Here is a 15511-nt window from a genome sequence, read left to right as displayed (position 1 = left end):
TTGATACGGCCGAGTTGACCGAGAAGATCATGTCGATCGTGCCCTGAACACACTCGCGATGAGGTACGCGTACCCGAACGCACCAAAGAGCGTGAGCCAACGGCCGAGAGTGATCGCTTGTGTCGAAAGAGACGCCGTCGAGGAATTGAAGACGGCGATCACAGCGGCACCGAGGATCTCAATCCCGAGTCCGCAAGCGAGCGCAGCGATCGCTACGCTCGCGGAACGGTTCGACGACCCGGGAAACGCGCCCAGCCGCGGCGGATAGAACTGAAACGATGTTCCGACGATCATCAGGCCGAGAAAGCCGAGCAGGTTGACTCGGAGGTGGGTCTCGATCAACGCCGGAGACGTTCCGCCGACTGCGAAGAGACCGCCGAAAAGGACGCCGATGACGCCGAACGTCGCGCTTGGGAGAAGGGCGTACAATCCGATTCGGCGTTTGTCGGACTGGAACCACATTCCGAAGACGACGAGCGCGAAGCCGACCATCGCGATCACCATCAGAGCGGCACCGAGTGGGAGCAATCGTTCGTCGACGAACCCGCCGGCGATGATCCCGGGGGCAGTCGCGGCAACGGGTAGGACAAGGGCGGCCGACGATCGGGTCGGATGTGCGCCGAGGAACCGCGGAAGCAGTCGAAAGCCGAGCGTGACCACGAGCAACGTCGCAGCCCCGGCGGCCAAGAGATGCGTTGCGGCAGCCTGGACGCCGATCAGCGGCGGGAGTTCGCTGGCCTGTCCGGCGACGTTCTCGTAGCTACCGGCGAGGAGATACAGGAGAACGATCGGGACGAAGCGATTCGCGAATCGGTCGAGCGGCCGTCGGTCGGCGTTGTGATCCCCGGTTCCAGTCGTCCCGCGTCGGAGTGGTCCGGCGATCGTCAGTACGATTGATCCGACGAACACGGCGACGCCGACCGCCCAGAGCACACCGCCGAGAACGCCGAGGTCGACACGGAAGCGACGAACGAGAAGCGGGTCGAGCGCGAAACACGCAGTCCCCATAACGATGAAGGGAAACTGGACCATCGGGGCGTGTTCGAAGACGAGATCAGCGTCGAAGTACGCCGGCACGAGGGCGTAGGATTTGCCGAAGATGACGTGGAACACGAACCCGAACACGCCCAACGCCACCGTCGTGCGTCGCGGGAGGCCAGCAACAGTGGCAACCTGCCAACAACAGAGTGCGATCACCCCGATGAGAACGTATCGACGCGACCAGCGTGAGATTTCAGCGGCCATGGTTCACTTCTGCTATTCTCGAGGTACTTGATCTGTTCTGTCAATTGCCCGTTACTCGTCGGCAACCGATTTTGTCCGAACGTAGTATGGCCCATCCCAATTTCGGACCCACTCCGGAGCAGCAGGGTGCGATTGTAACTGATTCGCCTCGTACGATTCGTCCGGGAACACAGTTCCCTCCTCGTCAGTTCCGTCCTCCCAGGGTATTTCGAACGTTACTGGTTCCCGATTTTTGGCGGGAGTCAGTTGTTTGTCTGCCCCATCGTCTAGGTGGTACGGTCCGTCGACCCATTCTTGTGGATTGAATGTGACTGCTATATCTGATTTTGTATTTGTCATGGTAATCGATATTCCGGTGTGTTCTCATATTCTCGCAGAAAGACCGAAAAGGGATAGGATGACTCTCACTCCGTGGGATACGAAGCGGCACTCATCTCCAAATCCACGTGAGAGTCTCCGTTCGCCTCCGATCTGACGAACCGATATCCACTGAGATCGGGGTACGAAGACGAATCCATTTCCCCGGTGACAGCGAATGGTGAATATGGCACAGGCTCGACTCAACGTTGATCTCCCAGACGGACCGTGGGTCGGTGAGGTCTCTCGGGACTTCCCGGAAGCACGGATTCAGGTACTCAGTGCGACCCCCGGAGACGGTGCGGGGTTCGCGCTCGTGAAGATCACCGCTGACGATATTGATGAAATTCTGGACGCGATAACGGTCCACGACACGATCGAGGAAGTCTCGGTAATGGCGTTGAGTGACGGGGTTGCCACCGTCCAAGTCGAGGCACATGCACCGCTGTTGATGGCGGCTGCACGGCAGGCCGGCATCCCGATCGAGATGCCCGTTGAGATCGAGAACGGAGTGGCCCGAATCGACGTCACCGGCGCCCACGAGCGCATCGCCGACTTCGGGAAGATGCTTCGAGGCGTCGGTGCGGAGTTCGATGTCGAGTACGTTCAACAGCGGCTGAACCCGGCTGAATCGCTCACCGAGCGGCAGCGAGAGCTGTTGTTCGAGGCGGTCGAACGCGGTTACTACGACGTGCCACGCACCTGTACGTTGACAGAGGTCGCCGAACACGTCGGGATCGCGAAATCCACGTGCAGCGAGACACTCCAACGCGTGGAACGAACGATCGTCCGGGAGTTCGTCGACGATCTCCCTCGAAATCCGCTCGAATTCGATCCCGGCACAGACACCGATACGTAGAGCGTCGGTCTCAACGATTCGTGACGAATGGGAGGTCGTCGGGATTGCACCCGTGACCCCCGACCTGGCTCTCCGCAAAGCGGAACGTAGCGAACATGTTCGCACAGACATGGAGGCGTGTCCGTCTCATACATATTCTCATGTCCACACGGAACCAGCAATCAGACCGCGAACGTACCACGGCTGCCTCCGAAACCAACGAGTTGGCACCCTCATTTCTCGATGAGGAGCATGATGCGTCGTGGTCCGCAAACCTCGAACAGGAACGGTACGCTGACGATCGAGAGACGCTAATCGAGCACGCCCTTGCGGCGATCAATCAGACGGAACCTGACTACCACGTCAACCTCGTCACGCATCCGAACCACGGCACTCCCGAGGAGTACCTTGAGGCGCCGATCCACGACCACTACCCGGACGCAGAGACCAGCGTCGTCGATCAGTGCGGTTGTGGCGGCTACGTGTATCGCGTCCAGCAGTGAGTTGTGAAAAAAGCTCCTCAGAAAGACCTCTCGACTTACATGCGTTTACTGGGCCACGACATCCGGCTTGAGCGCACCGACTTCATCGAGGATCGCGTCGACGTCGTCCTCGGTGACACCGTTCTCTCTGAGCGCTTCGGCGAGGTATGTCGCAACGCGACCGAAGGCTTCCCCGGTGATTCCCATTCCCTCGTGAGCAGCCTGCATATCGGCGCCGTCGTATGATACCGGGCCGCCTGCTACGGCACTTATGAATTGTACTTGGTGAGCGTACAGCGCATCACGGTCGATATCTTCGAAATACGGCTGAAGAAGTGAATCTGAGAAGACACGATCATAAAAATCGGCCACGACAGATTCGACAGCTTCATTTCCGCCGATCCTTGCGTAGATTGTTTGCGTTTTCGCCACTACTGTCACTTAATATCTCAAGAATAAGACTGCTCCGAAAGAACATGTTCGGTGAATGTCTTCCGGGATGTGGTTAGGTGTGATCTCGTAACGGTACCCATTTACCATCCGCCCGGCCAAAATCCGACAATACGGTGGGATCGACCCCCACTTTGAGCGACTGAAATGACCAATTCATCCGGAATCGACGACCGGTCTACCTCTGTTAACAGGGAGACACTCGCTGCCTCTCTCGGTAGCGCTCTCAAGATACTCGACCCGGCATACTTCGGATTCGTCATGTCGACTGGGATCGTCTCAATTTCCTTCTTCGAGCTGGGTATCACAATTATCGCGCGGCCGCTAGCGGTGTTCAACGTCGCCTGTTACGCGTTGTTGCTTGCGCTGTTCGCAGTTCGAGCTGCGGCCTTTCCCAAACGCACGCTCGCCGATCTACGGAACCGAGACCGACACTGGGGCACGCTGACCTTCATTGTTGCCACGAATACCATCGGGGTTCAGTTTCTGCTGTTCTTCGATATTGTCGCGGTGGCGGCCGCGATGTGGGGCGTGACCGTCGTCGCCACGCCACTGCTGCTGTACTACCTGTTTGTAACCGAGATCATCGGCACGGGAAAGGCGGGTGTGAGCGAGCGGATCGACGGCGCCTTCTTGCTCGTGATCGTCTGCATGCAGTCGCTCGCAGTCCTCGGCGGGTTGCTTGCTGAACCGCTGGCAGGGTACGGAAACGTAGTCGTCCTGTTGAGCATGAGCTACTTCGGCTCTGGGTATGTCCTCTACTTCGTCGTCGTTACTGTCGTCAGCTATCGACTCCTCGATGGCCCCATCCGCCCGGACGATTGGACCGGCCCGTATTGGATCACGATGGGCGCGGCGGCGATCACGACGCTCGCGGGGACGACGCTCGGCCCGGGGCTGGTGGCGTTTCAAGGCTGGGAACCGTATGCACCAGTGATAGTCGGCGTAACGTTCCTCGCGTGGGCGATCGCCTCTTGGTGGATCCCCCTGCTGCTCGCGATTGACGTCTGGAAGTTCCTCACCGATGGGGTCGACGGCCGACCGCCAATTTGGGTGATTGTGGCCCCGTGGTTGCGGCTCGGATTCGGTAGGGGGGTTCACACGTACTCGCCGACTGCGTGGGGGCGGGTGTTCCCGATGGGGATGTACACGGCGTGTACGCTGAATCTCGCCGGGATTGGAACCTTCGGACTGCTTTCCGTCGTGCCTGTGTACTGGAGTTGGTTTGCGCTGGTGGTGTGGGCGCTGACGCTTGTCGGAATGGCACGGGCACTCGGACGGGTGTTTTTCAGCATCGATCCGACGGAGGAACCGGCTCGGGAGTCCGTGTGACGGACGCTATCTCGGGTAGAAGAGAGCGGTCACCCGATGGTCTCGTAGCGTTTTCGCCGGCTGGAAATAGTAAGGCTAAGACCTCGTCATCAGGGCGGAGAGAAGATAACTCTACGTGAATGGCACCCTTCATGCCGACCACCTCATGCGGTGTACAGACGTACGTATAGGTGCCAGACCATTCGTCTTTAGTTAAGCTTGAGAGTGATACAATTCTCAAAAGTATGCTTGTCAGTATTAGAGGCGGGAGAAGATACAGATGAGACACCAGTACTGGCGAGATCGAGCGATAAGTAACCATCACAAACGCCCTTCTATTGCCGTAGCTGGTGTGGCTAGGCCGTATTTGGGCGAAAACCACGGCTACCGAGTATTACTGATAGTATTAACTAAAGACGGATGGGGTGTCAGTTTGCGTGATCGATGTACTGGTTTTCCCACTCTACTCGGGCCTCGATCTCTCGAGTTCCTCGACGAGTGGTGGTATACTCGTTAGTTCGTCGATCACGCTGACTTTTTTCGACCAGCCCCTTCTCGACAAGTGTGTCGAGATTTGGATACAGCCGCCCGTGATGGATCTCTTTTTCGTAGTAGTCTTCGAGTTCGTCTTTGATTGCGAGCCCGTGTGGGTCCTCAAGCCCGGCAATAACATACAGGAGATCGCGCTGAAAGCCAGTGAGATCGTACATCGTTCGCGTCTCGAGTTATATTCATGAAATACTATCGATTTCTGGTATATCGGAAGTAACGAACCATCTGGGGAAGATCTGTTGTGTTTGGTACAGGCGTGAACTAGCGATAAGAGAGAGAGAAGAGTCTGATAGACAACAGACGTACCAACTCGTCACGAGCGTGGTGGAATCCGAATTTCGTCACCAACCTCATACAGATACCCCTTCAGGAGTAGCTGTTTGATTATATCGCGTCCGTCGGCAGGCTTGATTCCGTGATCTTCGAGGTATGTGATAGCTATCTCACGCGTAAGCGGGTTGGTATCGCCCAGTTCTTCGAGATATGCCTCAAGATGATTGAGGACATTTTCTTCAGCTGGTGCGATGGGCCGCCGCGAATTCGCCATTGCCAGTACCTATGAAACGCAGATAGTAGGACATTGGGATCATCGCCAGACCCCCACCTCCACACCGGTTTTCCAGTGTTCTCACTAGATTTCACGACTCTGTAATTTCGGTACACGGTGGCGGATTTCACGGGTATCGGACGCTCCGGCGAAGGTTATAAATGGTGTCTTTCAGCAGCATTTCGCGGAACTTTAGTGACGGTGTCGCGTTGGTAGCGGGTGCGGGGTCGGGGATCGGCAGAGCGACTGCGGAGCGATTCGCCGACGAGGGAGCCGATGTCGTTGTCGTGGATATCGACGACGAGGCTGGCGGAGAGACAGTCAGCCGCATCGAAAACGACGGCGGGAACGCAACGTTCGTCCGCACTGATGTCAGCGACTCCACTGAGGTCAAGGCGATGATTGAGCGTGCGCTTGAAGAGTATGGCCGCCTCGATTTCGCAGTGAACAACGTCGCCACCGGAGCCGATCCCGCGCCAGTAACCGACATCTCCGAGCAGGATTGGGACCGCGTCACCAGCATCTCCCAGAAAGGCGTGTGGCTCGGGCTGAAACATGAGATACCGGCTCTTCTGGACTCCGGTGGCGGGGCTATCGTCAACACTGCCTCACACGCCGGGATACGGGGCAGTCCCGGTCGGACGCCCTACAGCGCGAGCAAACACGGCGTTGTCGGGCTCACGCGGTCGGTCACGCTCGAATTCGCCGCAGACGGTATCAGAGTTAATGCAGTCTGTCCGACAATCGTTAACACACGTGCCCTCCAGTCGATGTCTCCCGAGGAGCAGGATGAAGTCACCGCCGGCGTGCCGATGGGTCGACCGGCCGATCCCGCCGAAGTGGCGAGCGTGATCGTGTGGCTCTGCTCGGACGACGCTTCGTTCGTCACTGGGCACGCGCTTCCCGTCGATGGTGGCCAGACGCAGCGGTGAGTGACGGATCCAGCCGGTCACGAGAGTCGGTACTGTCCGTCGTGCAACTGTTTGAACTCGTCGAGGAGATCCGGCGGAGGGCTAACTGAGGGGTAGTTTTCGTCGGTTGTTGTTCTAAACCAGCAGGGTGGTCGTCGAACCACACCTACGAGCATGCCTCCGGGGAAACATCTACGAAATCACGCTGCAGCGCCGCAACGTACGTCTCCTCAAGGAGCTCAGTCATGGTGATAATTTCTTCCCGGACGTCCGATGCCCAGTGTAGTCACACTCCGTGGTGAATTGCTTGGATGTCAAACCACGTGGCTTTCACCTACACCGTTTGTAATAATCTGCGTCTTTGGGCTTGTGAACATAATTGGCTCACCGTGAACGTCCTCCGGTTCTGATTCAGGGCGACCACTCCCCCATAGCGGATGACTTACGGGGAGCGCTCACCGAAAGAGTAATAGAGCGAATGGAATGGATACGGAAACTCCGGAACTCGCCAGCAACAGCCGTGATTTTCGCGAGTACGCTCGTCGCTGTCATGGGTGTCTCACTCATCAGCCCTGTACTCCCAGCGGTCCAGGAGGCATGGAACATTTCGGAGGCACAGGCCAGCCTCTTGCTGTCGGCGTTCACGCTCCCCGGGATCTTTCTCACTCTCCCGATTGGACTGCTAACTGACCGCATCGGTCGAAAACCGATTCTAATCCCGGCGCTTGTTGTCTTCGGACTCAGTGGGGGCGGTATCATCTTCATTTCCGACTTCACCCTGATCTTGGTCCTGCGAGCCATCCAAGGGGCGGCGAGTAGTGCGATTGCGATGCTCACGGTCACGCTCCTCGGCGACCTCTATTCCGGTGAACAACGACGAGTGCTAATTGGGACCAACGCGGCGATTCTCGCGGTGGGTGCTGCTGGCTATCCGTTACTCGGCGGTGCGCTGGCGACAGTCGCTTGGTCGGCTCCCTTCGCGTGTTTTCTCCTCGCGCTGCTCGTCGCTGTACCCGGCATAACCTTGCTCGAGGAGCCACAGCGCGACGAGAACAATACGAATTCGAGTATCCGTGCATTCCTCACCGGACCCACATCGATGACCCCCTTCGTCGTGCTCTATCTCGCTATCTTCGGTATTTTCGTCATCCTCTACGGCGCGCAACTCACCGCCGTTCCATTCCTGCTCGCCAACGAATATCACCTCTCATCAGCGAGTATCGGCCTTCTCGTGGGATTACCCGCGGTTACGATGGGAGCGACAGCAATGCAAGGTGATCGCGTGCTTCGGTCGCTCACGAGCTTCCAATCGATCGCGCTCGGATTCGTGAGTTACGGGATCGGACTCGTCGGCGTCGCCGTCGCAGACTCTATATACGTAGTTGCTGGTGCACTCCTTCTATTCGGACTTGGTCAAGGACTTGCAGAGCCGATTACGGATACGGCACTCAACGAACGAGCACCGGACGAATTCCGCGGGAGCATTATGAGTATTCGGACAAGTGTTCTCAGACTCGGCACGACGGTCGGTCCGCCGCTTAGTGTCGGGGCTGCAGCACTGTTCGGCTATCGTCAAACCCTGTTAGTGTCTGGTGCCGCTGCCTTCTTGATCGGAGTAACGTGGTTTACGGTGAGACGTCAGTGAACACTCAAAGTCAGCTAACAGATTGGAGACGGAATGTGTTCATTGGTGGGTATCCAGAATTCGACGTACGGTGACCTCGGCAAGCTGTGTGAACCCCACTGTATCCGGCATAACATCAACAGCGATCCCATGCTTGTCGACAGCACGTTTTGTTGTGCTCCTATCGCTCCAACAATCGTCTCCTCTAGCTCGCGTTGGAGTGCAGCGACAGCGTCACGTTCAGTCGCAATTTGAACGAAGTGCTCTATCGTCTTTGGCGAGGTGAACAGTATACCGTCCAGCTTACCGTCTACCGCAAGTGAAACCGACTGTCCCGCAGTCTCCGGTCGTTTCAGGCGATATAAGGCTGTTTCGCTGACAATTCCACCAGCTGCTTCCAGTCCTTCAACAAGTACTTCGCTGCCGTGTGCACTCCGAGCAAGTTCAACGGTTTGGCCCTCGACTTCAGTAGATAACTCGTCGACGAGTCCTGTGGATGTGAACGTCGATGGAACGATATCGACTGAATAGCCCCGATTGCATAATGCGGTTGCAGTCTGATCTCCGACAGCACAAACAGTGGTGCCTCGTTGTTTCCATCCCGCTGTCGCAGCTAGATCGACACCGGTCTCGCTTGTGAAGATACAGTAGTCCGCATGTTGGGGGAACCTGACCGGTCGGTGTGATTGCCAGCATTGGGTCTGGAATCGGGGATACATCGAGTGACTGGAGATACTCGACCGCCTCAACGATACGGCTGTCGTCGGGTCGGAGAACAGCCACCGTCGGCTGGGACATATTGAACAGTTAGCTGATGCTGGACTTGTGTGTATCGAGAATCGGCGACCCGTCTCGAACGATTCAAACCGGCATCCTGCTAATTGCCGGTATGGACGAGGAGTCTCACGACCACGTTGTTCCGGGAAGTGCTGAAGAGTTGACCACGCCAGACGTGCAGGGCTACGACTTCCGTGGCGAATTCGATTTTCAGGAGATGCTGGAAGCGTATGCAACGACGGGCTTTCAGGCGACGCAACTCGCAGAGGCCATCGACATCGCCGAGCAAATGCAAGACGCCGATGCCACGATCTATCTCACATGCACGTCGAATATCATTTCGTCGGGATTGCGTGAAGTCGTCGCCTACCTCGTTCGTGAAGGGTACGTCGACGTGCTTATCACGACCGCGGGATCGCTGGCGGAGGATGTTATCAAAACGGCGAAGCCGTTCAAAATGGGAGAGTGGGATGCGGATGAAGCAGTTCTCCGGGAACAGGGAATCAACCGTCTTGGGAATCTGTTCGTCCCTTCCAACCGTTACGTTTGGTTGGAGGAGTACCTATACGACTTCTTCGAGGAGTTCTTCGCTGAGGAAAAGGTTCGGACGCCGACATCGTTTGCCCGAGAGTTAGGGGAGACACTCGACGATCAGGATTCGGTTCTGAAACAAGCAGCGGACAATGATGTTCCCGTCTACTGTCCGGCACTGACGGATTCCGAGGTTGGGAATTTTCTCTACTATTACCGACAGGGGTACGATTCGGAGGTCGGAATCGAGATTCTCGACGATTACGACTCGCTCATTGAGGACGGAATGCTCGCCGATACGACGGGTCTGATCGCAGTTGGAGGTGGCGTGCCGAAACACCACGCGATTATGACGAACTTGTTCCGCGGTGGGGCCGATTACGTCGTCTATATCTCGACCGGTATGGAAGGGGATGGGTCACTCTCTGGCGCACCCCCGAACGAGGCAGTATCGTGGGGGAAGATCAAAGATGATGACCGGACAAATTATACGCAGGTCGAAGCAGAGGCGACGCTCGTCTTCCCACTGCTCGTGGCGGGTGCTTTCAGCGAGTAGAGATGATACACCCGAACATGAACCACGCAGCCGGCTTGTTGCGTGATCAGTCACGAGACGGATGGGACTTACCAGTATCCTGTACAGTGAACCGACCGGCCATCGGTAGCAAGCCCCTGTGTCTGGATCCACTTGAGCAGTTCTTGAGAACAATATAATAAGGTGGTGGTGCGCCTGTAGGCCGAGCGTCTAACGTGTTTGATACTTGTGCGGCGCTGAATCCTTCCCTACTCGCTCGCTCCACTTGCTCGTTGAGGAAGGGGCCTTAGCGCCTCAATTCAAGTAACCAATTTCTTCCGTATTTCAAACTATTTATTGTTTTTATAGAAGATTACTTACTATCTCAGTGAAATATGCTTGGACGGCTCCGAATGTGACTCGCATGGTAGCGGCCCCAAATCCAAGAGCGATGAAACTCACCACGACAACGAGATCAGCCTTCGAATCGTTGGGACTAAGCAAGAGCGTGAGCGCCACAAGCGTCCCCGACATCGTACTGATGAAGAGCCCTGTTAGAAATGACAAACTCGTGAAAAATGGATCAGTGAAACCCATAACGGAGTACGTTGGTTCATAGATTCCGACGTAAGATAAACTGAAGCCGATGACGACGTATCCGATAAAGCAGATAGTGATGAGGATAGTCCCGGGGCTAACGAGTTGATACAGTCCAAACAGTCCCCGTTCAAACGGGGTAGTTGGCTGTCGGATCCGTCTGAGTGGGCGATAGTCCATCTCCCTACGGCCAGAGCCCCCGTACCTCGTGGGATTCAGCGATCCGTGAGAGCGCAACAATATAGGCTGCATCACGCCACGTGACATCGCGGTGCTCGTATTCGTCTGTGACTGCCTGCCAAGCGGCTTGCATCTCCGTTTCGAGTTCGTCGTTCACCCGTTCGAGCGACCACGATCGGCGATTGATATCCTGGAGCCACTCGAAGTAGCTCACCGTGACTCCGCCAGCATTAGCGAGAATATCGGGGATAACTGCAATGTCTCGCTCTGCGAGAATCGCACTCGCCGTCGAAGTGGTGGGACCGTTTGCGCCTTCAACGACGAGGTCAGCGGCGATCGCACTCGCATTTGCTTCGGTGATCACGTTTCCGAGAGCGGCAGGGATGAGTACGTCAACATCGAGTGTGAGCAACTCATCGTTTGAGATCACGTCGTCTGCGTATTTCGTGACGGCTTCAGGCTCCTCGTCGTGTGACGGGACGGTCGCCGTCTCGATCCCGTCTGGGTCGTACATTGCGCCGTTCACGTCACTGATTGCGACGACCATTGCTCCCCACTCATCAAGCAGCCGGGCGGCGTTCGCACCGACACTCCCGTAGCCCTGGATTGCGACCGTTGTTCCCTCGAGATCGCTCCCATAATATTCGCAGGCCTGCTTGGTGATGATCGCGACACTCCGTCCAGGCGCTTCCTCACGACCTTCACTCCCCCCGATGACTGGTGGCTTCCCGGTGACGACTCCCGGTATCGTTTCACCTTCCTGCATCGAGTACGCGTCCATCAGCCACGCCATCGTCTGTGGATCAGTACCCATATCCGGCGCGGGAATATCGCGATTCGGTCCGATAACATCGCGAATTTCCTGGGCAAACCGACGAGTGAGTCGCTCTTTTTCTCCCGAACTCAACTCTTTCGGGTTGACTGCGACGCCACCCTTGGCACCCCCGAACGGGAGATCCATAACAGCGCACTTCCAGGTCATCCACATGCCGAGTCCGACACACTCGTCTCTACTCACCTCGGGGTGATACCGGAGCCCTCCTTTAAACGGGCCTCTGACACTGTCGTGTTGAGCTCGGTAGCCGGTGAACACATCGACCGTACCGTCATCGCGTTCGACTGGGACTGTTACTTCGTGGACTTTCTTCGGATATCTGAGCCGTTCGACGATACTGGGGTCGATATCCAAGTGACTGGCAGCATGATCCAACTGACGGCGGGCGGTCTCGAGTGCCGACTCAGGCTCGATTGGTTCTGCCGCCTCGTCGTCCGATCCGTTGTGGGTGCTCTCAGATTTTGATGCCATAATTATTCAAGTGACATTCGCCGGTTTCGCATCGGGCCGCCACAGTCGGGACATTGGCCTGGGCTGTCTTCTGCGATGATGATGCTGCCACACTCGAAGCACTCGTACGGGGTTTTTTCGTCTGATTCAGGGTCGACATCTATCATAGTGGGTTCACGAGTGCCAGCCGGTAATATAGGGCACTCTATGTACGTGTAATAAGTGTATAAGGGAATATTCAGCTGTTAACCACCAAACACCCTCTGAAATTTGGAGTTAGTTATTGAACTCTTCGATTCCCGAAATTGAGATATTGTGCTCCTCGAAGAGCGTTTCGAACAGTTTGCGCTGGACAGTCCGAGAGTGTTTATAAAATGCTGGAGGGGAGATTCCGAGTGTCTCCGCAACATCTTCGCCTGTGTTCTCGCGTGGTGACTCGAAGAACCCGCTGTAGTATGCCGTCTGGATCACCTCGAGTTGCCGTGAGGTCAGTTTCTCGAGGAACTTCGAGTACAAGTCGCGTTCCATGGACTGATCCAGCGTCTGCTTCGAACGGAGTTCGACGGTGGAGAACGTCTCTCGGACGAGTTGGGTGATGGTCCGGACATCGATACTGTCCGGAATATCGATGACGAGGCTTGTGGATGTCGGGTCGGCGGTTGCCTCGTGGAAGACAGCACCATGATCGGCCAGCTCGAGAGCGAGAAACGGTTGGGTAAGCCGCAACCGGAGCACACTCCCCTCACCATCCGTACTAATCTGTTGTACGTCGTCAATCCCGACCAACTGCGAGGCGGCGTCTACAACGTCAGTTACTGCTCCGTCGTCGACAGTCACAAACACGTAACTTCCCTCTGTGGATTGTTGGACTCCACCTCGATACGAGAGTGTACACGCTGCGTCTCGAGCGAGCCGTGAAAGGATAAACGCAGGATCATCGATGCCGAATTCGACCCGCGTCACCGATGTCGTGAGCAGTGCATTCTTTCGTTCAATAGCACTGAGCGCAGACGCGATAGTTTCGCCGAGTTCAGCGAGGACAGCCTTCGTCGTGTCGTCGAACGCGTCCTGGGTCGGTGCGTAGACAGTCAACACGCCGTGCGTAAGGTCGTTGTACACGAGAGGGATGCTCAATACAGAGAGGTAGTCACGAGCCAGTGCGGCCTTCCGCCACGGCTCGTCGCGGAGACCAGCGGCGACGTTCGTCACTATCGTCACGTCGCCAGTGGCCGCGGTTTGCCCGGCTGGCTCCCCAGCTGATGCGTCGATAGCGAATGCTTGGCTATCCAGATATCCCTGTTCGCTGCCTGCCCAAGCCCGTGGTTCGACGGAGTCAGTTATCCGGTCAATCGTCCCGATCCAGGCGAATTGGAATCGGTTCTCGCCGGTCAACAGCTCACAGACAGTATGGTCGATTTCCTCCCGTGTTTCCGCTTGCACGAGAGCTTGATCGATCTCCCGGATTGTCTCGTTGATCCGATTCAGCTCGGTCAGCTGTTCGTTTTGTTCCTGTAGTGTGCGATCTTGCTTTCGAAGTCGGGACTCGCGTGTGACGCGGTCAAGGGCTGCCTCGGCGGTTGCAGCGAGAAGATCAGCCAGTTCCCGGGTTACGTCGTCGAAGACGCCGACTCGGTCCGAGCCAGCGACGAACACGCCGTGGTTACCGAGTGGAATGTAGGCTGTACTGCGGAGGTCAGTCACCCGGTTTTCGAGCCGGTCTGCCTCATGAACATCGTCAAAAAACAGCGCTTCGTCCTCGACGAAACTGTAACCCGGAAGTGTTTCGCCGTCGGCGTGTACGGTGGGGAGCGGACCGTTGAGTTCTTTCATCGTCGCCGAGTGCGCTGTGGGTCGAAGCTCGTTGGCATCAGCATCAAAGAGATAGAACGCACTTGCATCCAGATCGAGGACGACAGGTGTGTCGTCGACGACATGCTGGGCGATTTCCTGATGCGTTTCGGCGTACAGAAAATCACGGGCGGTCTCTTGGAGGGTCGCAAGCGCCTCCTCGCGTTGCTTACGTTTCGTGATATCCCGACAGCTGAAGAGAAGCGTCCCGTCTTGAATCGAGACCTCGCGAACGTTGATCAGAAGCGTGTGCTCACGACCCGCTTTGTCCGTCGCGGTCGTCTCGATGTTCTTAAGCACGCCGTCTTCTGTGAGCTCCTCACAGTCGAAGAGGTCCGTACCGAGGAGGTTGTCGATCGTCCCTTGCTCGTGAATCTCGTCGGCCGTGTAGCCGAAGATGAAGTGGACGTTGGGACAAACATAGGTGTACTCGCCGGCCTCGTTCGTGATGAGGACGGTATCGGTCATGTTGTTGAGCGTGACGCGGTGGAGCTCCTCTGATTGTCGGAGGTCGCGTTCGAGATCGACGCGCTCGGTGATGTCTACGCCCTCAACGACGATTGAAACGAGATCTCCACGCTCGTTCTCGACTGGACGCACGGAGAGATCGATGACGCGTGGATCCTCGACGTGTGGCGGCTGTGTGACGACCGCGTTGCCGAATCTCCCATCGAACGCGTTCTCCACGATTTGTTGTACGTCCGTGCTCTTCGTACCGGTCTTTGCCCACCACGGAAGCGTCCAGAACGGTTCACCGACGATCGTTTCAACATCCACATCGCTCATTTCCCGTGCTGTCTTGTTCACACGCGCAAGTGAGCCAGCAGGATCGAGCACCCACGTCGCGGTCCGCGAATCGTTGAATATGGCGTCGAACTGTCTGGCCCGGTCCCATCGCGTGGCTGTCCGCCGTGCGGATCGGACGGCACGCTCGGTTCGTTCGATGAGTTCGTCGGTCATCTCTTCTACCGGCTCCGTGAGCACGATGTAATCCGTGACACCAGCCTTGATAGCGTCGCTGGCAATAGCTTCGCTCCCAGCGGCGGTACAAAGTACGACCGGGAGCGTCGTGGTTTCGGTGCGGATCTCCTTGAGGAGTTCCAGCCCTGTTGCCCCTTCGAGCGTGTCTCCGGTGATGAGACAGTCAATGGTCCGATTTCGGACTATATCACTCGCTTCCGCCTTGGTTCCAACTGTATGTACAGTCGCGTCAGTCCGTGTCTCAAGCGTAACAGCGAATTGCGTGAGCCAGTTATTTGTTCCGACGAGTAGTACCGTCGACGAATTGAGGACTAATTGAGAAGCGACCATTATTCGATCAGTTGAATACAGGGAACGCTTCCCTCGAGCCCGGTTCGAATTCGTCCCCAATTCTGCTGCTGGCCTAGGCCAGAATGAATGTACATTGGTGGTTAACCATCTAACAGTAAGAGAATAAAAGGATTTACCATCTAACCCTTAA

The 15511-nt window shown here is 56.5% G+C and carries 14 protein-coding genes and 1 pseudogene; 6 read left to right on the top strand and 9 right to left on the bottom strand.

Features of this window, described 5'->3' with window-relative positions:
- Positions 1 to 27 precede the first annotated feature (27 nt).
- Complete coding sequence (locus ACZ45C_RS01475) at positions 28 to 1245, bottom strand: hypothetical protein (protein ID WP_144049585.1); 1218 nt, start codon at positions 1243 to 1245, stop codon at positions 28 to 30.
- Positions 1246 to 1789: 544 nt separating this feature from the next.
- Here ACZ45C_RS01475 and ACZ45C_RS01470 point away from each other — a divergent pair.
- A complete protein-coding gene (locus ACZ45C_RS01470; protein WP_144927952.1) occupies positions 1790 to 2461 on the top strand; it encodes a helix-turn-helix domain-containing protein in 672 nt (223 codons plus the stop codon).
- A 140-nt stretch (positions 2462 to 2601) separates the two neighbouring features.
- Positions 2602 to 2943 carry a CGCGG family putative rSAM-modified RiPP protein gene (locus tag ACZ45C_RS01465; protein ID WP_095638119.1) on the top strand — a complete coding sequence of 114 codons (342 nt, stop codon included), beginning with the start codon at positions 2602 to 2604 and terminating at the stop codon, positions 2941 to 2943.
- Between the two features lie 45 nt (positions 2944 to 2988).
- On the opposite strand, the gene ACZ45C_RS01460 is transcribed toward ACZ45C_RS01465, so the two are convergent.
- A complete protein-coding gene (locus tag ACZ45C_RS01460; RefSeq protein ID WP_186313448.1) occupies positions 2989 to 3354 on the bottom strand; it encodes a group I truncated hemoglobin in 366 nt (121 codons plus the stop codon).
- 165 nt (positions 3355 to 3519) lie between these two features.
- Here ACZ45C_RS01460 and ACZ45C_RS01455 point away from each other — a divergent pair, with 165 nt between their 5' ends.
- Positions 3520 to 4704 carry a tellurite resistance/C4-dicarboxylate transporter family protein gene (locus ACZ45C_RS01455; RefSeq protein ID WP_095638118.1) on the top strand — a complete coding sequence of 395 codons (1185 nt, stop codon included), beginning with the start codon at positions 3520 to 3522 and terminating at the stop codon, positions 4702 to 4704.
- Here ACZ45C_RS01455 and ACZ45C_RS01450 read toward each other — a convergent pair.
- The 3 genes from ACZ45C_RS01450 to ACZ45C_RS01440 form a co-directional block, all read right to left on the bottom strand.
- The gene (locus ACZ45C_RS01450; protein ID WP_233139251.1) at positions 4661 to 5005 is read right to left on the bottom strand and encodes a plastocyanin/azurin family copper-binding protein; all 345 of its coding nucleotides are present in this window, start codon (positions 5003 to 5005) and stop codon (positions 4661 to 4663) included. The two genes, ACZ45C_RS01455 and ACZ45C_RS01450, sit on opposite strands and share 44 nt — an antisense overlap.
- A gap of 106 nt (positions 5006 to 5111) precedes the next feature.
- Entirely contained in the window at positions 5112 to 5393 is a 282-nt protein-coding gene (locus ACZ45C_RS01445) for a helix-turn-helix transcriptional regulator (protein WP_095638116.1), read from the bottom strand.
- Positions 5394 to 5548: 155 nt separating this feature from the next.
- Positions 5549 to 5782, bottom strand: a complete 234-nt coding sequence (locus tag ACZ45C_RS01440) for a hypothetical protein (RefSeq protein WP_095638115.1) — start codon at positions 5780 to 5782, stop codon at positions 5549 to 5551.
- Between the two features lie 161 nt (positions 5783 to 5943).
- On the opposite strand from ACZ45C_RS01440, the gene ACZ45C_RS01435 reads away from it, so the two are divergent.
- Together ACZ45C_RS01435 and ACZ45C_RS01430 are read left to right on the top strand one after the other, a co-directional pair.
- Positions 5944 to 6714 (top strand): glucose 1-dehydrogenase, encoded by a 771-nt coding sequence (locus ACZ45C_RS01435; RefSeq protein ID WP_144927955.1) that lies wholly within the window; start codon positions 5944 to 5946, stop codon positions 6712 to 6714.
- Positions 6715 to 7171: 457 nt separating this feature from the next.
- A complete protein-coding gene (locus ACZ45C_RS01430) occupies positions 7172 to 8338 on the top strand; it encodes an MFS transporter (RefSeq protein ID WP_095638114.1) in 1167 nt (388 codons plus the stop codon).
- 39 nt (positions 8339 to 8377) lie between these two features.
- Here ACZ45C_RS01430 and ACZ45C_RS01425 read toward each other — a convergent pair.
- A pseudogene (locus ACZ45C_RS01425) lies at positions 8378 to 9115 on the bottom strand (uroporphyrinogen-III synthase).
- Positions 9116 to 9206: 91 nt separating this feature from the next.
- On the opposite strand from ACZ45C_RS01425, the gene ACZ45C_RS01420 reads away from it, so the two are divergent.
- Positions 9207 to 10181 (top strand): deoxyhypusine synthase, encoded by a 975-nt coding sequence (locus tag ACZ45C_RS01420; RefSeq protein ID WP_095638113.1) that lies wholly within the window; start codon positions 9207 to 9209, stop codon positions 10179 to 10181.
- 739 nt (positions 10182 to 10920) lie between these two features.
- Here ACZ45C_RS01420 and gdhB read toward each other — a convergent pair.
- From gdhB to ACZ45C_RS01405, 3 genes are all read right to left on the bottom strand, one after another.
- Positions 10921 to 12222, bottom strand: a complete 1302-nt coding sequence (gene gdhB / locus ACZ45C_RS01415; RefSeq protein ID WP_095638111.1) for a glutamate dehydrogenase GdhB — start codon at positions 12220 to 12222, stop codon at positions 10921 to 10923.
- A 2-nt stretch (positions 12223 to 12224) separates the two neighbouring features.
- The gene (locus tag ACZ45C_RS01410; protein ID WP_137691468.1) at positions 12225 to 12368 is read right to left on the bottom strand and encodes a rubrerythrin-like domain-containing protein; all 144 of its coding nucleotides are present in this window, start codon (positions 12366 to 12368) and stop codon (positions 12225 to 12227) included.
- A gap of 109 nt (positions 12369 to 12477) precedes the next feature.
- Positions 12478 to 15360, bottom strand: a complete 2883-nt coding sequence (locus ACZ45C_RS01405; RefSeq protein WP_144927961.1) for a bacterio-opsin activator domain-containing protein — start codon at positions 15358 to 15360, stop codon at positions 12478 to 12480.
- Positions 15361 to 15511: the final 151 nt, after the last annotated feature.

It is taken from the genome of Halorubrum pallidum, assembly GCF_055380345.1.
The sequence above is the reverse complement of the archived record's forward strand: the minus strand, read 5'-3'. Positions and strand labels throughout refer to the sequence as shown.